This window comes from Psychrobacter pygoscelis (assembly GCF_004335015.1).
Lineage (GTDB): Bacteria > Pseudomonadota > Gammaproteobacteria > Pseudomonadales > Moraxellaceae > Psychrobacter > Psychrobacter pygoscelis.
In genome coordinates, this window is the sequence record NZ_RQRU01000004.1 from 159378 (window position 1) to 182471 (window position 23094).

Consider the following 23094-nt stretch of genomic DNA (forward strand, 5'->3'; position numbering starts at 1 on the left):
CATGAGTGATAATAATTTGCAAGCACAATCAGACAATCTTAAGACTGCATTAGCATACGCTGAACTAGGCTGGCAGATATTCCCCTGCTGGCAGATTGTTGACGGTGTGTGTGCGTGTGGTACTGACTGCAAGTCGCCGGGCAAGCACCCAATCTCAAGCCTCGCACCTCGCGGTCAAGACAGTGCGACCAGTGATAAAGCCGCCATTACCCAGTGGTGGACCACCAATTCCGATGCCAATATTGCTATTTACTTAGCTGGCAGTGGCCTTTGTGCGATTGATATTGACCCGCGCAACGGTGGCGACTACACCATTGAAGATCTTGAATCAGTCTACGGGCCTATTGAGTCGGACGTGGTGCAGCTAACTGGTGGCAATGGTGAACACCGCTTATTTTTGCGCCCCGATGGTAACTTGCCCGGCAAGCTTGGTAAAGGCGTGGACGTTAAATTAAACGGTTATATCATCGCTGAGCCTAGTAACCATATTAGTGGTGGCGAATATATTTGGGAGGCGTCAAGCAATCCGCTTGAGGGCGCTGTAGCTGGACCACTGCCGGACTGGATCCGCTCATTTAGTCAGACTGCAGCCTATGTTGACGATAATAGTGACGCTGCAATTAATAGCGGCATGACAGATGATCAGTATTACGATGTAGTCGAGGCTTTACCATTTATTAATGCCGATGACCGTGATACGTGGCTAACAGTGGGTATGGCGCTACACGCCGCTAATGATAAGCGAGCTTATCAGCTTTGGTGTGATTGGTCAGCGACTAGCGATAAGTTTGATCAAAATGATCAGTATAGAGTGTGGCGCAGTTTTAGGCACAAAGGCTTATCAAGCGTTGATCTGCCTACGCTATTTAAGCTTGCTCAAGATAGTGGCTGGATAAATACCAAGCAAGGCAATTTGGTCGCTCAAGCTATTGATATATCAGAACCAGTAAAGCTAAGTAAGCATGGCAATAAGCAAGCCGTACCTAGTCATCTGCTTGATATTCCAGTGCCGCAGCTCAGCGAGGTCATGCACTGGATGGAGAGTCACAGCCGGCAGCCGCAACGTGAGATATCTATAGCGGCTACATTGGCGCTAGCGTCAGTATTAGCAGGCCGTAACTACCGCAGTGAAGAAGCCAATACAAGCTCTATGTATTTTATGATCTTAGCTGATACTGGCGTTGGTAAAAACTACGCTAAGACTACCATTCAATCTTTTTTAGTCGAATCCAAACTTGATCATCTCTTATCTGGTAGCGGTAACACCTCAGCAGGGGCAGTATTTACCGCGCTTTGCCGTGCGCCTTGCCATATTCAGATTGCCGACGAAGTAGGTAAGCAACTGCAAACGGCTCGCAAGCAAGTTAACGGTCAAATGGCTGAAGCGTTCAGCACATTGACCGAAGCTTACTCGTCGACTACCAGTTACATGATCCCTCGCAACTATTCAAACATGGGCGACATTACCAAGGGTAAAAACATTGAAGATAAAAAGGTTGTCGTGCATTGCCCAGCTATTACCAATCTAGGACTGGCCACCAGTGGGCAGGTATTTGACAACCTGACCACCGCTGAGATTGAAGATGGTTTCTTAAACCGCCTGCATGTCGTTGAAGTGTCGGAGCCGCAAGCACCACGCCAACGTAGTAGACGCTTGCCCGTGCCAGAGCATCTAAAAGAATGGGCGTTTGATATACGTCATCCTAAGCCTAAAAGCCGTACAGATTTAAGCGGTATTGAAGCTGCTTATGATGTAACACCAGTGCCTACCATCGTAGCTATAGACGACGCGGCCATGATGATCTTTGATGGCCTATTTGACGCACTGGCAGAAGCGGAAGAAGAAGGAAAGTTTACGCTACCTGATCTAACTCGCCGCTGGGTTGAAAACTCTATGAGACTGGCCACCGCATTGGCAGTTTGTGAAAACTCAAAAGACCCAATCGTTAACGCTGAGATAGCAGGATGGTGCGTTGATTATGTGACGTTCTACGGTCAGCGGTTCATGGATAGTGCGGCGACCAGGGTTGCTGACGGCGAGTTCCACCGCCTCTATCTAAATATCTACGAATTAATTGGCCGCTCTGGCAGTAAGGGCATGACTGAGCGCGACTTATCAACTTATAGCCGTCTGTTTGCAGCCAGTCGTCCAAATGATCGTGAGCAAGCTTTTAAAGCATTGCTATCCGAGTCTCGCATTATGCAAGTTGCTATCCCGTCAGTATCTGGCCGTGGTCGCAAACGTGTGGCTTATATTTGCCCAGAGAATTTTGACGAAACCATCATGGAGGTGGGTTAGCCGCCATTGTTGCAGACAGATGAGACATTGTTGCAGACGCCTTGTCTGCATTTATAACTTAATAAGCATGGGTCTTATAGCATTGTTGCAGACATGAGACGCTATACACACCACTTAAAATATATAGGTATACCCCCCTTTTTGTCTGCAACAATATATTAAAGCCTTATAAATAAAGGGTTATAAGTGCAGACAATAGTGTCTCACTAATCGATTTAATTCGATTTAATTAAGATGAGATAAAAATGAGCAGATTAAACCTTTTGGCAGAAGTATCTATCCCAGCCATGCCGCCAAGCGTCAACCACTACACAAAACGCACTCGTGGAGGTGGTGTAACGCTCACAGAAGCGTCAAGAGAGTTCAAAAGAACCGCTTACCAGTCACTAGCACCATATGCACCTAAAAAACCCTCACAGAAGCCCATAGCGGTCGAAATAGTTATCCATCCAGCTAATAAGCGAACATCAGATACAGATAACCGCAACAAGCTAATCTTGGACGCCTTGGAAGAAGCTCGCTTTATTGTCGATGACAAGCAAGTGGTAGAGCTGCTAACCAAGCGCGGCGAAGTTGTCAAAGGTGGACGCGTTGATTTGATTATCTGTGAGATAGAGTAATGACTATCGAATTTGGACATTGGCAAAAAAAAGACACGGGCGAATTGGTCCGTGTCATCTGGCAATCAAACGAGCTTGTCACATATCAGACAGCTAGTAAGACATTAAACACGTTGCGTAAGTTTGTATTTATGCAGGATTTTGAGAGGGTGAGGGGTGAGTGATGATTTTAATAAAACTAGGCAAGTTTGCATTTAAGTGTCAAAAAGATTGGGCTTTCTGCGAGAAGAGAGGCGACCCTCATTACACCAAGATTTATATAGGGTTTTTGCATATATTTTTAATACCCGAAAGAGGTGAGTTTATTAAATATATGCGCATGTATCTCAATGATGATTATACGTTGCATCGCCGCGTTAGGTTAGCCGAAAAAAAAGCATGGTCAAAAACTCGCGCACAGGTAAAAAAATATCATGGTCAAGAAATGGAACGACTCCGGCAAAATTTAGAAGAGGAGTATAAAAGCAGAGTTAAGGCACAAGGCGAGCTGGCCGCATTGAAAAAGACTATTAAGATTGTTAAAGGTGAGTATTAGACAACATGGTTGAGTGCATGAAAAAAACGTCATATACGGGTCAATTTAAGCCAGCTTTAGCGATAAAAAATAAAAATGGTGTGATAGTAGCGACAGGCTATAAAACACTCTTAAATCGCAAAATAGAGTTTTATAACTTTAGGAGTAAAGAGACGTTGACGATGAGTAAAAAACGGTTTGAGCAAAATTATACGGTGGAGGAATTGGTGTGAGTGATATTGAGGCTCTGCGGATATTTCTAGCAGTAATACTGACGGCACATATTAGTTTGATTTTTATATTTGTCTTGGTAGCAAAGTTTGAAGAAGCGATAAATAGACATGAACAAAATTCACCATTCGCCAAGTAAGTTTAGAAAAGTTAAGGTTTAAGCACTAATGATTGATAATTTAAATATTAAAGAGTTGCTTACGGCTTGGGGGCGATGGGCGAGTCGTGGTAGCAGCCAAAGCTTTACTAACGTCGGCTACAAGTCAGCATGGGCTATGATACTGCCGTCGCCGGGGAGGGGCGTCTCGGTTGATTATGATAGCGATATGCTTGATGTCGAGCACGCAATGTCATATCTCAAAGTACATGGTCGCTGGTCTTATAGACTGCTCAAGCTCAAGTATTTGTACGGCTACAGCTACAACCGACTAGCCGCTAAGCTTACTCGAGAACTGCCGGAGTATAAACGAGGTGGAGATAAAGCAGGACAAAAGATGTGCGACAAGCACTGTAAAAAGTTGGTAGATGAGGCTGAGCAGGTTATTGAGTTATTGATTAAAGAGGAGGCTTAGGCCTCTTTTTTATTTTAAATTAATTTGGTTTGAGTGTTGACATAGGACTTAAAAAGACCTATTATATACCCATGTTGAGCGATAACGCTGACATATTAAACCAACCAACGCCCTGTAGGGCAGGAGTTCAAATCATGAAAACCAAATTTGACGCTAACGAGCTAATCAACCGTGATGACAACGCTAATACTTTAAATGAGTTCTTTATCGGTATTGCATCAGGCAAATATTATGATGGTACAAGTTATAAGTTATAAGTTGTACTTGGATTTAAATGATGGCGAGATCACTACTAACCACGAAGCATCAGATAATAGTTGGTTGGAGCGTGATGACAACAGTTTAAAACGGATATTAACAGTCAGTGGTTATGAAACTCGCTCTGACGATGAGTTATATACAGATGATTGTGATTTATTAGACTATGGCTATGCTGAATGGCTGGATTACGTAGAAGAAAAAATTGAAGAAGTCTTAACTAAATAATTACTAGACCTGAGCAAGTCCTTAAACTGCCCATCCAATAGAATTTAAACCTACGCCTAGTAAGGCAGGAGTCAAAAATGTCAAACACTAAAACCTATCTAACCAGCAACACCCTTTACACCCATACAAAACATGCTCACTGGCTTGAGGAAGTTAATATCGTCGGCTTAAAGCGCAAGTTGTCAAGCTATGAAAATAACATCATGGGCGGATGGTCTTTAAAGTCAAAAAACGAAGCATTTAGCGAGAGTGCAGAATACAACCATCTAATACATGAATTGGATTTAGTGTCTGGTGAGTATGTTGATGTTATTAAACCGTATGCCCGAAAGCTCATTAAACAACAATTAGAAGAAAACGGCATAGCATATGATGCTACTGACCTACAATGGACTACTAATTTTAGTAGCTCGACTAAAAACACGATTGAGAATAGAAAAAGTGGTGAGTATTACGCGCAAGGGTATTACTACTTTGACTTGAAAAATGGTCAGCTAACAGTCTCATTTAAAGATGCTGAAGCGTTTGCATACACTGAACAAAAGGAAGTCTAATAATCTCTACGAACACTTTATAACAAAATATTAACCGACCAACGCCCCGCGGGGGCAGGAGTCCCATGTGAAATTTATTGAATTAGCTAGAGAGTGGCGTGATGTACACGCCACCACGGTTAGTGACGGAGCGATATGTGCTATAAATCAGGATCTAAATGATCACTTGTATCCGCTTATCGGGCATATAGATATAATCGACATCACTCCAAAGATGATGTTAGATACGCTAAAGAAGCTAGAGAAAGTATCAACTTATCGAGCTGGTCGCATGTGCGGACGCTGCAATGAGATTTTTGTTTATGCGGGTATTATGGGCTATTTAAATAATAACCCAGCATATGGACTCAAGCGCTATCTAAAACGTCATAAATATCAGCATTTTGCACATTTAGACAGTGACGCAGATTTAGCATTACTCTTATCAGAAATAAACCGCATGAAGAGAATAAGTCCTGGTAACAATGCGGCATTCTGGTTTTTAGTCTATACAGCAGCTCGACGTAGCGAGGGTGTTTTAGCTAAGCGAAAGGAGTTTGATTTAGAGAGTGGTATTTGGACAATACCCGCTGAGCGGGCGAAAACTCGGTCTAAACAGATTATGCCGCTGTCTGATCAGTCTCTGCGCTTGATTAAAACGGAGTTTGACCGAATAGACTCACCTTGGGCATTTACCTCCAATCATACAGTAAAAGGCCTAAAACCCATCGACCCTTGGTCGCCGCTTTATCTGATTAGAGTAGCTGGCTATGAGAAGCGTCAGACAATGCACGGTTTTAGACACATATTTAGCACCAGGGCGCATGATGCGAGCTTTTTATCTGATGCTATCGAGCTGTCTTTGTCTCATAGTGTTAAGGGCACAAAAGGCGTCTACAATCATGCGAAGATGATAGAGCAGCGTAGAGAGCTGATGCAGTGGTGGGCGGATTTAGTAGATGAGTGGCGAGGTCTATCATGAGATATGCTAAACTTGGCAACATCATCAACTATCTCAAAAATATCATGTACCAAGTCAATATTAATAATCAGCAATACTTTATCACTGATAATGAGCATGTGGCATGGTCAGCGTATCGAGCCGCATGCAGAGAGTATGATAACAAGTCTAAAAAAGTGGCACTGCTAAATGATGATCGATTGCTGCATGCTAAAGCAGCTGATTTGATGCTGCTAGATGATGTTGACAGTGTAACTGCAAATGATTTGTTAAAAATCATCATGCAGCAGCTAAATATCGATATTAAGCAAGTCAAAGAGATCGTTAAAGAGTCGGGCCTGCCTTTATCTAATAGCAGGGTTGGCAGCTGGACATTACCGCCTGACAACCGTCGCTATACTCAGATGCATAACGATGAGCTGGCAGCGATATTACCTTACTTGCTGTCAAAGTCGATACATGAGCTAGGCTATACTCCTGCTAATCTTAAACAGTTGCGTCAACGGTTGAGACTTACTCAAGAGCAAGTAGCTAAAATAGTCGGCGTCGCTGGTAACCGACAGGTGCGCAGATGGGAAAATGGAGAACAGCCAATGCCACATGATAAATGGCAATTGCTATTAGAGCTTGACGTAGATTGAGGGCTTTTTTATTGACTTTGACCGAAGTAACGTGTATAAATATGATATGATGTCTGCATCCGCAGCGGAAAGGTGATTAGTTAATTCTAATTGCCTTTTTTTGTGTCTTAAATGTCTGCGGCGAGCCTTAACGGGATGCAACCGCACTTAGCCAGAGCAGGGCAGATATTTTTTATTAAGCACTAAAAACAACCATTGCCCATATCTCACGATGTGGGCTTTTTTACGTCTAGGACTTGATATGACAACACAAATAGAAATGCCAGAGCACCTACAGCGCATGATTGTTGAAAAGAAAGAGCTGAAAGCTAGGTTGGTGAAATTGATTGAGTTTTTAGACAAAGGACAGCCTGAATTCATTGATGATACGCAATGGCGGTTACTTGATGACCAATACGAGCACATGAAAGCCTATCACTCGGTGTTGAGTCAGCGCATTACAGATGCTATAGACAATCTATAGCAAATTCCACAGCCCCGCCATTGAGCGGGCTTTTTACGTCTACAGCTTAGGAGGTAAGCATGTCACAGTCTAAAAAGCTTACTGCTAAGCAAGCACTTTTTGTGCTTGAGTATATCAAAGACTTTAACGGCGGCCGTGCAGCACGTGACGCAGGATTTAGCGCAAAGACCGCTGACCAGCAAGCGTGGAAGCTGCTACAGATGCCGCATATACAGCAAGCAATTGATGGCGCTATTGCTGAGCGTAAAGAGCGCTTACGCATCGACGCAGACAATGTTTTGTGGCAGTGGTGGCAGATTGCTACGGCTGATTATAACGAGCTGTCTAGCGTTAAGCGTGTGGCATGTGGCTGGTGTTGGGGCGGAGCATTGACCGATGAAGATGAGACGGCGGTAGTCAATCCAAATGAAGCGCCTGACCCTGATTGCCCAAAATGCAAAGGCGAGGGCGCACCTTATGTGCATATCGCTGACACCACTAAATTATCGCCTGCTGCTAAATTGGTCTACCAAGGTGCCAAGGCTACCAAATTTGGGATTGAGGTTACGACAGCTGACAGAATGAAAGCGCTAGACAATGTAGCAAGGCACTTGGGGATGTTTAAAGACAAAGTGGAGCATACGGGTGCGGATGGCGCTGAACTGTTTCCATCTATAACGGTTAAATATGAATGATGTTGCTATCTCGTTTCCCAAAAAGTTTGCAGCATTTGACAAGCCTAGTCGCTATAAATTTGCCCGTGGTGGCCGAGGTAGCGCTAAGTCTTGGACGGTAGCGCGCAAACTCTTATTAATCGGCGGCCAAAGCCCTAAGCGCATCTTGTGCACTCGTGAGGTTCAAAAGTCAATCAAGCAGTCAGTACACCAGCTTTTAAAAGACCAAGTGACAGCGCTAGGGCTTGGTGGCTTCTATAATGTATTAGAGACTGAAATCAGAGGTAAAAACGGTACTCGAATCTACTTTAGCGGCCTAAGTGACCAGACCGTTGATAGTATCAAGTCCTTTGAGGGCGTGGATATCTGTTGGATTGAAGAAGGACAAGCAATCACAGATAAGTCACTCAAGATTTTAGCGCCAACAATCCGTGCTAAAGGCTCAGAAATTTGGGTGACTTACAACCCACAGCTAGATACTGACCCCATCCATGTTTTAGCCAATAGTGGCCGTAGCGATGTTATTACTATTGATGTCAATTGGTATGATAATCCGTGGTTTCCCGAAGTGCTTAACAATGAGCGTCTAGAAGCTAAGGCTGCGCTATCAAAGGCTGAGTACGAACATATCTGGGAGGGTAAGTGTATGCCAGCCGTTGAGGGTGCTATTTATTTCAATGAGATTGCAGACGCGGAAGCTAAAGGTCGTGTAACTCTACTCCCTTATGACCCCATGCTTAAAGTACATACGATCTGGGACTTAGGGTTTAATGACTCAATGTTTATCTTGTTTGCACAGCGCCTTGCGTCAGAAGTGCGAATTATTGATGCAATTGAGGATAACAGGCGCACGTTAGTTAGCTATGTAACTGAGGATGTAGCACCTCGTAACTATAACTGGGGTGATGACTGGCTACCACACGATGGTTTTGCCAAGCGTCATCAAAGTGGAAAGTCTGACGCTGAGGTTATGAGGTTGCTAGGGCGTAATGTGGCTCAAATACCAAACATGGAGGTTGAGGCGGGGATTCGTCGAGGTCGTGAGGTGTTCCCTCGCATTTACTTCAATAAAGAATCCGAGGGCGTTATGCGACTTGTGGAGTGCTTAAAGCGATACCGTAGGCATGTCAGCAAATCCACAGGGGAGCCAAGCCGACCTGTTCATGATGAATACAGCCATGGAGCTGATGCATTTAGATACTTGTGCATTGTGTCTGACAAGCTAACCAATCACAACCAAGACGACCTGCCACCACAACCCATCCCCACAGTAACAAGTTATTGGTAATCAATATGAGCAAGCAAACAGACTTACACCAGCGCTTGCTAGAGCGCATTGATGTAGACTTTGATCAGTCACAAGAGAACCAAAAAGAATCTTACGATGACCGCCGATTCTGCTTTGTTTCAGGTGCTCAGTGGGATGGTGACATTGGGCGTCAATTCGAGGGCCGACCAAAGTTCGAGTTTAATAAAATCCAACTTAGTGTTATCCGCATCTACAACGAATGGGCTAAAAACCGATTTACTGTAGAGTTTCGCCCGAAAAACCATATTGCCGATGCTGACACTGCCGAGACACTGCAAAACCTCTTTAGGGCTGACGAGCGAGATAGTAACGCCGATGAAGCTTACAGTACTGCTTTTTTTGAAGGAATCAGTGGCGGAATTAGTGCGGTCATGCTTAAAGCTGAGTATGAAGATGAATATAGTGATGAAGATGATCATCAGAGAATCAGAATCAAACCCATCTTTGAAGCTGACACTTGCGTCTATTGGGATGCAAACGCTAAGCGCTACGACAAGGCGGATGCTAATCATGTGACAATCGTCACATCAATGAGTAAATCAGCTTTTGAAGCAAAGTATCACAAAGAGCCATGCAGTTTTGACAATTTGCAAGGTATGCGATTTGATTGGCGAAATGGTGACAGTATCAAAGTTGCTGAACACTACGAATTAACAGAAAACAAAGTCGATATTATCAAGCTTGAGCATGAGCACGCCGACCCTGTAACGCTTGATGTGCCAAATAAAAAAGACGCCGAAGAAGTTGCAGAGTTTGAACAAGAGCTTGATTCGTTGTTGGCTCAAGGCTATGAGGTTGTTCTCGAAAAGAAAATCAAGCGCCGAGTAGTTAAAGGCTATGTGCTCGACGGTAGCGGCATTATTGAGAAACTAGGCGTCATAGCGGGCGACTATCTGCCAATAGCACCGTTTTATGGCAAGCGCATGTATATCAGTGGTCGCGAGGTCACTCAAGGGCACGTTCGACTGTCTCGTGACGCTCAGATTGCTTATAACGTCAAGATGTCAGGCTTGATTGACTTGGCGAGTCGCCCTCAAGATGAGATACCTATCTTTACACCTGCACAGATCGCAGGTCATGAATTTATCTGGGCGAATAAAGAGGTTAAGCGCAAGCCGTACCTCACGATTAATCCAACTAAGGACGGCAATGGCAACATGGTCGCAGTGGGGCCGCAGGCTTACACCAAGTCGCCGCAGATACCACAAGCCATGGGCGCTTTGATTGACAAAGCAGGGCAAGATATAGCCGAGCTGACGGGCAACCAAGCGAACGGCGAGCAGCTAGTCTCTAACGTCTCGACGCAAGCGGTCGAAATGGTGCAGGATAAGGTAGACGCTCAGGCTTATATCTATCTTGATAACTTTGCTAAGACCATGGCGCATGTTGGCCGGATTTGGCTATCAATGGCCAAAACCATTTACGACGAAGAACAGCGTGAAATGACGGGCTTGACTCATGATGATCAAGATGTTGATATTGTCATCAACAAGCCGACCATCAAAGACGGCAAACTTGCGTATGAAAACGACTTGCAAGGCGGCACGTACAAAGTAACGGTTGATGTTGGCGAAGCGTTTGCGACTCAGCGAGACAAGACGATTAAGCGTCTGCTCAACTTAGTGCCGATGATTACCGACCCACAGCAGCAGTCCGCACTACTCAATACCATCTTGGCCAACCAAGAAGGCGAAGGGTTGCAAGACCTCAGAAAATGGGCACGTAAGAATCTTATCAGCATGCAAATTGTTGAGCCTAACGAAGAGGAGCAAAAAGAACTCGCAGCAGCTCAAGCAGCAGCCAGTCAGCAACCGCCATCAGCGCAAGACCAATGGATGGAAGCAGAGGCCGCTAAAGCTCATGCTAATGCTGAGAAAGCTAAAGCTGACGTTCAAAAAACACTTGCCGAGGTTGACGAGACACGAGCTGATACTGCTAAGACGATGTTTGAGATACAAAAGGAGCAGCAGCAAGTGCAGCAGACGATGGAGCAGATGATGGCTATCTTGCAAGCCATGCAGCAATCTCAAATGCAGAGTGAGCAGCAGATCAAGCAAGAGGTGACGCCTCCACCGATGCCGCCCATGGGCGAAATGCCTGCGCCGCCAGCGGGTATGCCTGATATAGAGCAAATGCCGCCTGAGGAGCTAATGCGATGAATATTAACCTAGAAAAATTGTATTGGCTTGTATTAATACCATTACTTTTATTGGTTGCAGCTTTTGTAAACACTGAAAAAATTGGATTGCAAAAAGCCGAATCTCACAAAAATTGCGGTAACTAAATAAATCTAATTAAAGCCCCCTCATTCGAGCGGGGCTTTTTTAATGCCCGAATTTTAACAACGGCGACCAGATGCCATAATCTGAGGAGTAATAACAATGAGTGAGTATGACGACGACAATGTAGAGTATGACGATATCGACGAACAAGAGGAAGCTACTGAGACCGAGCCGGAAGCTGACGAATTGCCCGATGATGTCGATGATACAGACGAAGACGGTGAAGAACCCGATGCCGAATCTGATGAAGAAGATGACCCAGCCGATGATGAGCTGGGTTTTTCTTTTGATGACGACGAAGAAGGCGAAGGCGGCGACCCTTACGCTGGTCAGGAGGCCCCGCAGTGGGTCAAAGACCTGCGGAAAAAGAACCGTGAGCTTGAGCGACAGAAGCGAGAGCTTGAAGCCAAGGTGGGAATCAATAGTCAGCAGCCAGTGTTGCGCGAGAAGCCAACACTAGAAGACTTTGACTATGACTCTGACGCTTTTGAGCAAGAGTTGCTTGCTTGGCATACCGAAAAACAGCAGTACGAGCAAAAGGTGCAGCAAGAACAGCAGAAATATCAGCAATATGACGAGCGTTATAAAGCTGATGTAGATGCAATCCGTACCAAAGCCGATGACTACGATGAAGTAGAGGGCGTGGTCATCGATACGCTGCCTGAAGTCAAGCAGGCCATGCTCAAGATGCTATGCGACAACCCTGCAAAGATGGCTTATACGCTGGGCAAGTCGCCTAATAAATTAGCAGAGCTGTCAAAGCTTGACGAGCCGCAATTTATTAAACAAATCGTACTCTTGGAGCAAAAAATGTCGCAATCTAAAACTAAGTCTAAATCACGAAACCCCAACAAGCCAAAGCCTACAAGCCACGAATTAACGGGTGGTGCAGGCGGTGGCGATACTCAATTAGCAAAACTTGAAGCGCAAGCGGAAAAAACTGGCGACCGGTCTAAAGTCGTCGCTTACAAGCGCTCGCTTCGTAACAAATCTTAATTTAAGGAGGCCTAAATGGCTGGAACTGGCAAATTAACTAAGCAAGAGATTGTAGCTTTTGATGATATGGTCGAAGGCTTTGAAGAAGCGCTTGTTTACACTCAGGCGGCTAAGGTCTATCCACTGCCTAGCGGTCGTGTCGCTTTACGCGGGAATGATACTATCTGGCGGCCTATGCCTAAGCAAATCATATCACAAGAAGGACTAAACCAAAAAGGCAACTTTGTCACTCCAACTGAGCTTGCTGCGCCTGTTAGTGTTGATCGCAATCGCTCAGTGCCTTTTTCCGTGCATCCAAGCGAGTTGCGCGATGAAAGCGCGATGAAAGAATGGGGCGATTCTGCGAAAATCACGTTGGCTAGTAAGGTTAATGATGCCTTACGCCGTGAAGCTGCTTTTTATTCATCAATCGTTGATGTACGAGCTGGAGCGCCTACAGGCTTCCGTGACGTGGCAACAATGAAGGCTAAGCTAGACCGTCTGGGCGTTCGCGGCACTAATCGCATGGGCTTTTACTCATCTACCGCAATGATTGATATGGCTGACAACTTAGCCAGTCGTCAAAATCTCATTGGCAAAACCGCCACCGCTTACGAAGAAGCTTATGTAAATCGTATTGCAGGCGTAAGCATACATGAAGATGATTCACCTGTATGGTTGAGCGCGTCTACTGTCACTGGCGCAACTATTGCGGCTGCTAATCAGCGCCACATCCCTACTGCCACCAAAAAAAACGAGGTCAATGGCAACCAAACCAACGTTGATAACCGTAGTATGATGTTAACAGTTGCTAAAACTAGCGGCACATGGAAGGTGGGCGATGCCTTTACCATCGCGGGCGTTTATGCGGTGCATGATAAAAACAAAACCAACACGGGCGACCTAAAAACGTTTCGTGTGATTGGTGTTGAGTCCGATTCACGTATTGAGGTTGTGCCTGCAATTGTGGCAGCTAACCATCCGGCTGCTACAGCATCTGAGCAAGCATATCAAAACGTGTCGGACACTCCTGCGAACGGAGCTGCTATCACCATGCTCAACAAGCGTGACACAGCCGTCAATACGTTGTTTGTCAAAGATGCTTTAGAGATCGTTCCTTCAACATTAGGGCTTGACCCTCGTGATGGGTGGTATACCACTAAGGCGCGGTTGAGTAATGGCCTGGAGGTTTACTACAGCCGCCAAGGTGACATTGACGACCTTAGCATCAAATGCCGCTATGACGTGGTGTTTGGTACAGCACTACTTAACCCCGAAATGGGCGGCATTCAACTATTTGAACAAGGCTAGGAGGTTAACCAATGGTACAACCAGTATTAACAGTGGGTGATAAGAGTGAAGATGCTAAAACAGGTCTGCATTACTGCATGATAAAAGCAGATGGCAAAGATGTGATGGAGGGTGTAGGCGATACGCCATACCAAGCTAAGCGAAACGCAGTTGCCAAGTACCGTAAGGAAAACCCATTAGCGTTTTTAGATATTCCTGAGTAGAGATTAATTACCGAGATTTATAGTTATATGCGCTGTCTACGGACGGCGCATATTGCGATAGATTTTGCTATAATAACCTTACAAACTGGAGGTTTTTATGAGTATTGTGGTTAGGTTTGAGTTGACCGAATCCGAGGCGCAGCAGTTAGCTAAAATCGTAGCCGAACATAGTTTTTTAATGTCTGCAAATAGTAAAAACTTAAACAAGCAGGGTAAAGCAAGTCTTAGTGAGCTTTTGTCAGCGCAGGCTAAAATTAACACCGCCATAGCTGAGCATATAGTATGCAGTGCTGATGACGTAGTGCGATGCACTACACCGGAGTTTTATCAATAGTAGTGCATAATGAGTCGATTAATATCAGCTGCAGAAGCTAGAAGTATGACAATAGTAAAGCTGAAGTAAGTGGCATTAAAATATCTTGGTAGAAGCTAAAGTTAAACGCAATAAAAAACCCCACTATGGGGTTTTTTTATTGCCTAAAAATAAGGACTAACACTATGTCAAAAATGATGATTTACGCAGCGCTAGGCGCAGTTGGCGGCACTATTGAAAACGTTTGGGGCGTTGAGATGCGAACCGACCTTATCGACCCTACCGATGCTGAAGCGGTTGAAAAAGCCAAAGCAGACGGTTGGCACAATTCTCCACAGCCTGTGATTGATGAAATCGAAGGTCAAAAGCTCAAGGCTCAAAACAAAGCGCTAGGAACCGCTGTCGGTGAGCTACAGCTTAAAGAACACGTTGAACAGCTAAAAACTGAAAACAAAGAACTAAAAGAGCGCCACAAAGAACTTGAATTGCAGCTATCCACTGCGTTAACTGAGATTGCAGGTTATGAGGTGAAGGTTAAAGATCTGAAAGATAAGCTGGCCATCTATGAGACCGCTAAAGACACCGACGGCGATGGCAAGGTCTCTTATGACGAGATGACCGCTGATGAGCTGCGAGCGCTATTAGACCAGCGGAAAGTTGAGTATAAAGCACGTGATAGCAAGTCAGATTTAGTCCAAAAAGCACAAGACAGCGAGTAAATCATGATCACTAAGCGAGACATAGTTGACCGAGCTTTTAAGCTTTTAGCCATGTCTGGCTATGAGCTTGATGATTCGCCAGAGGATGAGCAAGACATTGTACAGACGCTCGATGACTTGATGGCTGAGATTCAGACTGACAATTGCCATTTTGGCTATATCGTGTCTGATATGGTCGATAGCTACCTGGGCGACGAGGCGGGCATCAAGCGAGATGCTGTCTCAGGCATCGCTCATAAGCTTGCGCTGCGAATCTGTAGTCTGTATGGCAAAGTGCCGCCGCCTCTGCTTGTCAATCAAGCCGACGACGCTTACAACGCTCTGCTGACTCGCTATCAAAAGATACCTGATGCGGTAAGTGCTACAAAAACTTGGCAGTTTGGTTCGGGTAATAAAGTTAGGTGGTGGTGATATGCAAATACCCATAGTTAATGGCATTTACACTGACATGACGGCTGACTATCGCACGTCATATCCGCTTAATCTTGTGCCAGTGCCAAAACAAAACGGCATTAGCGCGGGCTATCTACGCAAGGCTGATGGTATCAAGCTGCTATGTGGTGCGAGTCGGTCGGGTGTAGATAGAGGTGGCATCAATTGGAAAGATGTCTGTTATCGAGTAATTGGCAGTACTCTCTATCGAGTTACAGAGCATGGACAATGCACTGCTATTGGAGCAATCTCTGGTAGCAATCAATGCACGTTTGCTTACTCGTTTGACCGATTGGCCATTGCAGGCGGCGGCAATCTCTACTATTTGCAAGGTAATACGCTGTCACAAGTGACTAATACGAATCTAGGCCGTGTCGTAGATGCAGAGTGGATTGACGGCTATTTTGTCACTACTGATGGTGAATATGTCGTACAGACTGAACTTAACGACCCTACCAAAGTTAGTCCAACTAAATACGGCTCGTCTGAGGCTGATCCTGACCCTATTATTGGCTTGCTTAAAGTGCGTAACGAGCTATGCGTCTTTAACCGCTATACCATAGAAGTTTTTGACAACACAGGCGGCGCAGGGTTTGCGTTTAGTCGAATCGATGGCGCAATGATGACCAAAGGACTGATTGGTACAAGTGCCAAGTGTCAGTTTGCCGGAAGCTTTGCTTTTGTTGGCAGCGGAAAGAATCAGCCATGCAGTGTGTACCTTGGCGCTAATGGCGGCTTATCTAAGGTCGCTACTCGAGAGATTGAGCGCATTTTAGCTGATTATACAGATGCTCAATTATCTGAGGTTGTGCTGGAATCAAAAGAACAAGACATGCACCAGCATTTGTACTTGCATTTGCCTGATAAAACAATGGTGTATGACTTTGCAGCATCTCAGGTAATGCAGCAGCCAATTTGGTTTGAGTTGTCATCGTCTACGGATGGCAAGGGCGCATATCGAGCGATTAACCACGTTTGGTGTTATAACCGCTGGATAGTAGGAGATCGCATCGATGGACGTATTGGTGTCTTAGACAACAAGCTGAGTAGTCACTATGGCAAGCCAGTCACTTGGCAGATACAGACCACTTTTATCTATAACGGCGGACAATCTGGTCAAATCAAATCAGTTGAATTGGTTGGATTAACTGGCCGTGTTAATGACATGTCCAATCCGCAAGTATTTTTAAGCTACACCAAAGATGGCCTGAGATGGTCCAATGAGCGGCTGCAAAGCCAAGGTATGCGTGGACACTACAGCAAGCGCATTGTATGGCTTAGAGCCGTGGGTAAGTTTCAGCAGATGGTAGGCTTACGCTTCCGTGGTTGTGATGACTCGCTAGCATCATTTACAGCGGTTGAGATTGACGTGGAGGGCTTTGGTAATGGCGGATAATAAGCGATTAAAGCTACCAAGAGCCACTTTAGCAAAAATAACAGGCAACGACCCTCAAGCTATCAAAGCGTTTGAAGGTATGCAGTCACAAGTTTTTGAGCAAAATCCCGCTGAAATCAAAGTGATTTTTGACTCAATTGCCGAGGTGATGGCGCAGACAATACAAGCAACGATCATTGCTCATCAAGTCGCGCAAGAGCAAACCCCTTATTTACAGGCGGTAGGCGTGCCGATTGAGTCATCTTTTAACTTAAACCCTGTTAATTTACCGCATGACGAAACTAATTATCTGGTGACTGTATGAAATTTATTAATAAGCAAGCTAATAACGTAACCCTAGTGGCTGATGACAACACTGTCTATCAGACAAACGTAGACGCTCAAATCCGAGCGCTGACAGTCCACAATCCAACCGAAGCCAATATTGACTTAGTAATCAGTTTGGGCGACAAGCAGTACGTTAAAAAGACGGTCACACCGAATGCGACTGAGGTTATTAGTCAGCTTTTTAACCAACAGATTAAAAAGACAGAGGCGCTGACCATGATAGGTGAGGGTTTAAATGTACTACTAACGGTTGTTGAGATTACGGAGTAAGTTATGTTTGGAGCATTATTAGGCGCAGGTGCGAGCATCATTGGCGGTGTATTGGGTGGTCGCAGTCAGCGCAAAGCCGCGCAAGCAGCGTCAAGCGCACAGCAAGGCATGAGCCGCGAAGCAATCGCAGAACAACAGCGCCAGTTTGATGCGATGCAAAAACTACTTAATCCGTATGTGACGGCCGGTAATCAGGCGTTAACTGGGCAGCAAGACCTACTTGGACTTAATGGCAATCCTGCACAGCAACAAGCCATAGCCAGCATTGAGAACAGCCCGTTTTTTAAGTCTCAATATCAGCAAGCCGAAGATGCGATACGTCAAAATGCCGCTGCTACAGGTGGATTGCGAGGTGGCAATATACAAGAGGCATTGGCTGATAATCGCTCAAACATGCTGTATGCAAACGTCATGAACCAAAACCAAAACCTAGCAGCACTTACAGGCATGGGTGCGAATGCTGCCGCAGGTGTTGGTAATGCAGGGTTACAGACAGCCGCAGCAGTCGGTAATCAGTTAAATGGTATTGGTCAGGCACAGGCAGGATATCAACTTGCACGAGGTCAAGCTAATCAAAATATGCTTAACGGATTATTTCAAGGCGCTGGTGCTATTGGTCAAATCGGTCAACAACAGGGGTGGTTTTAATGCAACCAATTAACTATCTACTCGACAATAAATCGCCTTTTGATTCGTTTTTTGGCGGTATGAATGCAGTGCAAGGTCTACGCAGTAATGATTTAACTAATCAACATAACGAGTTGGCCAACAATCGCATACAAGATGAGAATGAATTATTGCGAGCGCAGCAACAGCGTCAAATGCAGATGTACGACGAAGTTGATCAGCTTGATTTTAGCAATATGGATGATATGCGAGGATTTATCGGTCGCTATGCCGATATGCCTGCGATTAAAGGTGTGCAGTCAGCTTACGAGCAAATGAATGAAAAAGAGCGCCAAGCGATATTAGCAGACTCAAGTCGTTATATCTCAGCTATCAGAAGCGGCAAACCTGAGCTTGCCATTAATGATCTAAAGGCCAAAGCTGAAGCCCATAGAAATATGGGTGATGAAAGTAAAGCCAAAGAAGCTGAAGACATGGCCAAGTTTATTGAAATGTCACCTGAAGCAGCGCTGGGCACATTATCGATGGGCTATGCGGTTATGTCGCCTAAAGATGCGGCGGATAACTATAAAGCTTACTCTGATGCGTTTGTTGCTCAAGATAAAACCCCGGCTGAGATTGCTAAAGTTGAAGCTGAAGCAAAAGAAATTGATGAACTTTTGCCCTACCGAAAAGATGAGATTAAGTCTACAGAAGTTAAAAATCTAGCATCTGCAAAAGACTCTATTAGTCAGGCCAATAATCGTGATGCGCTTACGCCATATCAGCAAGCGGAAATGACAGCTTCGGCCAGTGAAAAAACAGCAGGAGCTAGTCTAAAGCAGACTCAAGCAGATTATATACCTAAAAACTTTGAGGCCGATCAGGCGCAAAGAGAGGTTCAAAATCAAATCAATCAGATTAAGTTGCAATTACAATCTGAAAGTAATGCTATTCAGCGTGAAAGACTGGGTATTCAGCTCGCTCAATTAGAGCAGAAATCAGCGATGTTTGAAGCTGGATTAAGCAAACAGCAAGTTGAGACACAAATTAAAAACCAAGAAAGGCTGGCTGACTATGAAAACTCAAAAGAAAGCCTGTCTGTTGCTAAAGCGACTGTGTCACGACTTTTAAATAACACAAAGGGCATGAATAAGGCTGTGGGAGTTATAGATAGTAAACTTCCTACATTTAGGCCGAAGTCTAAAGAATTTGAGAAGGATTTACAGACTCTTAAAAGTCAAGTCTTTTTAGCTCAAGTAAGTCAAATGCGAGGATTGGGAGCTTTAACAGAGGCTGAAGGTGCAAAATTAGAAGCGTCTATTAGTAATCTTAGTTTGGATATGGATGAAAAAACATTGAAGCAAAATTTGTTATTAGTGCATGATTATATGAGTAGAGCAGACAAGCGCCTACAAACCAAATATAAAGATTTAATTAGTGAAGCATCACAAAATAACACAGGCTCTATCGCAGGTCGCTCTTACATGTCAGTATTAAATTAAGGTAATTATCATGAGTTGGATGCGGAACGTCTATCAAGCATTTATCAATAACGGCTTGTCAGTCAACCAAGCTAAAGCCTTAACAGCAGAAGTGGGTCGAGAAAATGACTTTCAGCCGCAATATTTGTTTGGCCGTCATGTAGATGAGGCAAATGGGAAAATAAATCTAGGCATGATTAGTTGGCAGGGGTCAAGAGCAGCTGGACTTGATAGTCGATTAAAGAAAAAAGGTCTTATCTCAAAAGGTAGTATTGTACCAAGCCAAGCTGCTTTAAATGAAATGGCTAGTTATCTTGTTAATGAGATTAAGACAAACAAGCGCTTCGCTAAAACGAAGCGCTTGTTTCTTGACAATCCCAATGTTGATTACAGAACTGCTGAAAACGTCCTTGGCCGCAATTTTATTGCATGGGATTATGATGGCAGCGCTGTGCTAGGAAAACAAGTATCAAAGCACCACGCTAAACGAGATAATTACTATAAACAGTTAGGCGGTATAGTATCTACACAGGGGGCTGGGCCGATGAGCCTAACAAACACGCAAAAAGTAAAGCTATATCGTGCATACAAAGATGGAAAAATGAACGCAGTACAAAAAGCTCAATATGAATCTGATGTTAAAGCAGGAGTGGTATCGATGCCTAAAGGCGGCAAGATAAAATCCAGTCCTCAGCCATCGGCAAAAAAGGGCGAAGAACTCCCGTTATCTGTAGTAATGGCTTACAATGACGGTAAATTAAACCAGCTACAACAAGCAGAGCTTGAGGCTGATGTGAAAGCTGGGATTGCAAAAATCCCAACAGGCTTTAAGCTGCAAAAGCCAAAACCTAAAGGTTTTATTGGTCGATCGGGCGATAAAATCAAAGCTGCTGCACAGCAAGGTATTGATAATGTTTTTGACAATGGTGGCCTTGCTAATATTGGCGGCACGGCTGATGCTGCACTAGCTGTGGGCGGTGGTATGCTAGATATGGCTATGCAAGGTATGGCTGGCATAGGTGGTATAGGGAGAGCGGCAGTTAACGGCAATAGTATCGTTGAAGGTTATAACAATGGTGTTAGTAATTATGATAATACGACACCAAGCCGCATTCTAAAATCTGCCGCCACTCCACGTACAAATACTGGCGGCAAAATACTTGATGTGTTGGGGATCGTTGATGATGCCATTGTCATTGCCGGTGACGCAGCTTACGATACTACAGGCAGTCCTGTAGTTGGCGCAGGCACTCAAACAGCACTAAACGCATTAGGCATGATATCTCCACTCAAAGGTAAAAAGGGCAGGGCTGCATCACATGACGAATCAGTAAGACGTGCAGGTGATAATAGTGTACTTAGACCCGACGCAAATGACGCAGTAGTTAGAGCTGCTAGAAGCAGTGATGATGGATTAATTGGTGGTGTTAACCGTGCTCAAATTGATGCACCACCACGCCAACTAACACCCCTAGAGATATACCAACAAGCTACGGCCAGAACTACTGGGTCTATAGATAATGTACGAGCTAATTTAGACGGGTTAGATAGTCAGTCACTCAATACCAGTCGAGCTATCAACAATATCAACACTAGGCCGCGAATAATTGACACAAACTCTGCGGCTAGCCCTGCACCGCGCATTGATATTGATGCACCTAGCAGCTCAGTAGTGCCTATTGATCATCTGCTAAACCTTGATGAGTCGCGTCCTCAGACTGGCGGCGTACCTATAGATGTACAAGGACTACGGGCACAAGTCTTAAAAGATCTAGGATTACCCGATGAAAAAGTGCGGAAAGGTGCAGTGACAGGTGATATAACTCAGCTTGAAACCGAGAAGTCTTTATCAAAACTCGACACTGAAGCTGGTCGAGATATGCGCGCTCAGCTCGATGACGAATATAAAACCATGAACGACTACGCTCAGTCGATTATTGAAGACGACATCGGAGCAAGGGCTGGAGCAAGCCCCGAAAGCCGTGGTCAAGTGGTGATCGACGCGCTGCAAGAATATAAAGACTGGTATAAAAGCAAGGTTCAGGAGGATTATGCAAAAGCTGATGAGATCATGGATGGCAAAGGCGGTATTGAGCTAACAGAGTTTGCCAACACTCTAGATCGCAATAGCCTGTGGGAGGGCAAAGCATCAAATCAGCAGTTAAGGCGCGGTATTAAGTCGTATCTTAATGAGCTTGACCTGCTCAAAGATGACGGCTCAATTAAGCCTATGACTGCAAAGCAAGCCGAGGGTTTACGCCAATACATCAATAGCCAGTGGTCGCCCGACAGCGCCAGTCTTATTGGTATAGTTAATGAGTCAGTAGACATGGGTGTATTTAGCAAGCTTGATGACAATGCTTATCTTGATGCACGTAAACGTTACCGCCAGTACAAAGAGACATTTGAAAATCCCAAGGGAATCGCTAAGATACTGGACGTAGACGGCATTAATCGTAAAGTATCACCTGAGCAAGTTGGTCGAAGCTTACAGCAATTGGCAGCCAAGGATGGTGCTCAATTTAACCATATTTACGGCCTCCTTGATAATTTACCTGATGAGATCAAGCCAAAGGGTAAACGCGCTAAGGCCGAGATACAAGCGGCCATAGCTGAAACCATACTGGGTAAGGGTGGGCTTAAGTCAGTTAATAAAGAGTATATGCAGTATCGTCGCCCAAATGACGATGGATCATATAAGGCGGCTGATATATTTGGCGATGATGTTGCTAAAAAGCTAGACACATATATCGCTGGCCGGAATATCTTACAGCACCAAGATCCCAACCCATCTGGCACAGCGACCACGGCGAGAAATATTGACGACTGGAACAGCCCTGAAAATATTGCCGCTGGCACAGTTGGCGCAATCGGTGGAGCAATGACTGGAATCGGCGGTATTGTTGGAGCTGGCACTGCAATTGCAGGAAAGATGGCGCACCAAAAAATAAAAGGTGTTATGCTTGAGCGTCAGTCTCGTGCTGATTACAATCAATCATTAAGTCCGGATCGCGCTAAGACGTATCGCAATGCCAATGAGCAGCTAGTTAATCGCGTGATTAGCACTGACGAAATGAAGATGATCATTGATGAGTTCGAAAAACCCAAACCAAACGAGACTAAAATTAAGGTTCTGCAAAAGAAATTGGTCAAAACTGACGCTTGGAAATCATACGTCAAATCTCTGCCAGTAAAAGCTCGAAAAGCAGCTATGAACAATGCTGACGTGTTAACGATGATTACCCAAGGCGCTAATCAGTATGAAGATAATGCATTGAAGCCTACCTTTTGATATATTTAGTTTATTACTAAAAAAGGCGACAGCATGGAAAACTTTAGGTTATTTTTAATTAGGTTATTACAGGTAGTGTGGATGCTTACTATCTGTATGACAATTTTTGCTTTCTTTATCGAAAACTTTAGCGTTGATTCGGCTAGTGCGGTTTTGTTTGTTTTTGGCATCCCCAGCTTAGTTGTACAGTATCTTGTTTTTG

Annotated in this window: 27 protein-coding genes; all 27 read left to right on the forward strand. The window is 44.7% G+C overall.

Going from position 1 to position 23094, the window contains the following annotated elements; genetic code table 11:
- Position 1 precedes the first annotated feature (1 nt).
- The gene (locus EGV92_RS10500; RefSeq protein ID WP_131669233.1) at positions 2–2299 is read left to right on the forward strand and encodes a bifunctional DNA primase/polymerase; all 2298 of its coding nucleotides are present in this window, start codon (positions 2–4) and stop codon (positions 2297–2299) included.
- A gap of 245 nt (positions 2300–2544) precedes the next feature.
- Positions 2545–2919 (forward strand): RusA family crossover junction endodeoxyribonuclease, encoded by a 375-nt coding sequence (locus EGV92_RS10505; protein ID WP_131669234.1) that lies wholly within the window; start codon positions 2545–2547, stop codon positions 2917–2919.
- The gene (locus EGV92_RS13945) at positions 2919–3083 is read left to right on the forward strand and encodes a hypothetical protein (RefSeq protein WP_165525607.1); all 165 of its coding nucleotides are present in this window, start codon (positions 2919–2921) and stop codon (positions 3081–3083) included. Before EGV92_RS10505 ends, EGV92_RS13945 begins: the two co-directional genes overlap by 1 nt.
- Positions 3083–3454, forward strand: coding sequence for a hypothetical protein (locus EGV92_RS10510; RefSeq protein WP_131669235.1), 372 nt, complete (start codon positions 3083–3085; stop codon positions 3452–3454). The genes EGV92_RS13945 and EGV92_RS10510 overlap by 1 nt, the downstream gene beginning before the upstream one ends.
- 17 nt (positions 3455–3471) lie before the next feature.
- Entirely contained in the window at positions 3472–3666 is a 195-nt protein-coding gene (locus tag EGV92_RS10515) for a hypothetical protein (RefSeq protein ID WP_131669236.1), read from the forward strand.
- A 165-nt stretch (positions 3667–3831) separates the two neighbouring features.
- On the forward strand, positions 3832–4236 hold the full coding sequence (locus EGV92_RS10520; protein ID WP_131669237.1) for an antiterminator Q family protein: 405 nt from the start codon (positions 3832–3834) through the stop codon (positions 4234–4236).
- Positions 4237–4370: 134 nt separating this feature from the next.
- A complete protein-coding gene (locus EGV92_RS14275) occupies positions 4371–4493 on the forward strand; it encodes a hypothetical protein (protein ID WP_278248261.1) in 123 nt (40 codons plus the stop codon).
- A complete protein-coding gene (locus EGV92_RS10525) occupies positions 4468–4722 on the forward strand; it encodes a hypothetical protein (RefSeq protein ID WP_131669238.1) in 255 nt (84 codons plus the stop codon). Before EGV92_RS14275 ends, EGV92_RS10525 begins: the two co-directional genes overlap by 26 nt.
- 77 nt (positions 4723–4799) lie before the next feature.
- Entirely contained in the window at positions 4800–5276 is a 477-nt protein-coding gene (locus EGV92_RS10530) for a hypothetical protein (protein ID WP_131669239.1), read from the forward strand.
- Positions 5277–5343: 67 nt separating this feature from the next.
- The gene (locus EGV92_RS10535) at positions 5344–6237 is read left to right on the forward strand and encodes a tyrosine-type recombinase/integrase (protein ID WP_131669240.1); all 894 of its coding nucleotides are present in this window, start codon (positions 5344–5346) and stop codon (positions 6235–6237) included.
- Positions 6234–6857, forward strand: coding sequence for a helix-turn-helix domain-containing protein (locus EGV92_RS10540; RefSeq protein ID WP_131669241.1), 624 nt, complete (start codon positions 6234–6236; stop codon positions 6855–6857). The genes EGV92_RS10535 and EGV92_RS10540 overlap by 4 nt, the downstream gene beginning before the upstream one ends.
- Positions 6858–7098: 241 nt before the next feature.
- Positions 7099–7320, forward strand: coding sequence for a crAss001_48 related protein (locus EGV92_RS10545; protein WP_131669242.1), 222 nt, complete (start codon positions 7099–7101; stop codon positions 7318–7320).
- A 59-nt stretch (positions 7321–7379) separates the two neighbouring features.
- The gene (locus EGV92_RS10550) at positions 7380–7994 is read left to right on the forward strand and encodes a terminase small subunit (RefSeq protein WP_131669243.1); all 615 of its coding nucleotides are present in this window, start codon (positions 7380–7382) and stop codon (positions 7992–7994) included.
- Positions 7987–9261 (forward strand): PBSX family phage terminase large subunit, encoded by a 1275-nt coding sequence (locus EGV92_RS10555; protein ID WP_131669244.1) that lies wholly within the window; start codon positions 7987–7989, stop codon positions 9259–9261. Before EGV92_RS10550 ends, EGV92_RS10555 begins: the two co-directional genes overlap by 8 nt.
- Positions 9262–9266: 5 nt before the next feature.
- Positions 9267–11441: a portal protein gene (locus EGV92_RS10560; protein ID WP_131669245.1), complete on the forward strand. Its 2175-nt coding sequence runs from the start codon at positions 9267–9269 to the stop codon at positions 11439–11441.
- A gap of 222 nt (positions 11442–11663) precedes the next feature.
- Positions 11664–12560 (forward strand): hypothetical protein, encoded by an 897-nt coding sequence (locus tag EGV92_RS10565; RefSeq protein ID WP_131669246.1) that lies wholly within the window; start codon positions 11664–11666, stop codon positions 12558–12560.
- 15 nt (positions 12561–12575) lie between these two features.
- Positions 12576–13850 carry a P22 phage major capsid protein family protein gene (locus tag EGV92_RS10570; RefSeq protein WP_131669247.1) on the forward strand — a complete coding sequence of 425 codons (1275 nt, stop codon included), beginning with the start codon at positions 12576–12578 and terminating at the stop codon, positions 13848–13850.
- 11 nt (positions 13851–13861) lie between these two features.
- Positions 13862–14053 carry a hypothetical protein gene (locus EGV92_RS10575; RefSeq protein WP_131669248.1) on the forward strand — a complete coding sequence of 64 codons (192 nt, stop codon included), beginning with the start codon at positions 13862–13864 and terminating at the stop codon, positions 14051–14053.
- A 97-nt stretch (positions 14054–14150) separates the two neighbouring features.
- Positions 14151–14387, forward strand: coding sequence for a hypothetical protein (locus EGV92_RS10580; protein ID WP_131669249.1), 237 nt, complete (start codon positions 14151–14153; stop codon positions 14385–14387).
- A gap of 164 nt (positions 14388–14551) precedes the next feature.
- Positions 14552–15085 (forward strand): hypothetical protein, encoded by a 534-nt coding sequence (locus EGV92_RS10585; protein WP_131669250.1) that lies wholly within the window; start codon positions 14552–14554, stop codon positions 15083–15085.
- A 3-nt stretch (positions 15086–15088) separates the two neighbouring features.
- Entirely contained in the window at positions 15089–15496 is a 408-nt protein-coding gene (locus EGV92_RS10590) for a packaged DNA stabilization gp4 family protein (protein ID WP_131669251.1), read from the forward strand.
- A gap of 1 nt (position 15497) precedes the next feature.
- Positions 15498–16913 (forward strand): packaged DNA stabilization protein, encoded by a 1416-nt coding sequence (locus tag EGV92_RS10595; protein WP_131669252.1) that lies wholly within the window; start codon positions 15498–15500, stop codon positions 16911–16913.
- Positions 16903–17217: a hypothetical protein gene (locus EGV92_RS10600; RefSeq protein WP_131669253.1), complete on the forward strand. Its 315-nt coding sequence runs from the start codon at positions 16903–16905 to the stop codon at positions 17215–17217. Before EGV92_RS10595 ends, EGV92_RS10600 begins: the two co-directional genes overlap by 11 nt.
- Positions 17214–17510: a hypothetical protein gene (locus EGV92_RS10605; RefSeq protein ID WP_131669254.1), complete on the forward strand. Its 297-nt coding sequence runs from the start codon at positions 17214–17216 to the stop codon at positions 17508–17510. The genes EGV92_RS10600 and EGV92_RS10605 overlap by 4 nt, the downstream gene beginning before the upstream one ends.
- Before the next feature lie 3 nt (positions 17511–17513).
- Positions 17514–18158 (forward strand): hypothetical protein, encoded by a 645-nt coding sequence (locus EGV92_RS10610; RefSeq protein WP_131669255.1) that lies wholly within the window; start codon positions 17514–17516, stop codon positions 18156–18158.
- A gap of 179 nt (positions 18159–18337) precedes the next feature.
- Positions 18338–19621, forward strand: coding sequence for a hypothetical protein (locus EGV92_RS10615; protein ID WP_131669256.1), 1284 nt, complete (start codon positions 18338–18340; stop codon positions 19619–19621).
- 10 nt (positions 19622–19631) lie between these two features.
- Entirely contained in the window at positions 19632–22892 is a 3261-nt protein-coding gene (locus tag EGV92_RS10620) for a hypothetical protein (protein ID WP_131669257.1), read from the forward strand.
- Positions 22893–23094 lie beyond the last annotated feature (202 nt).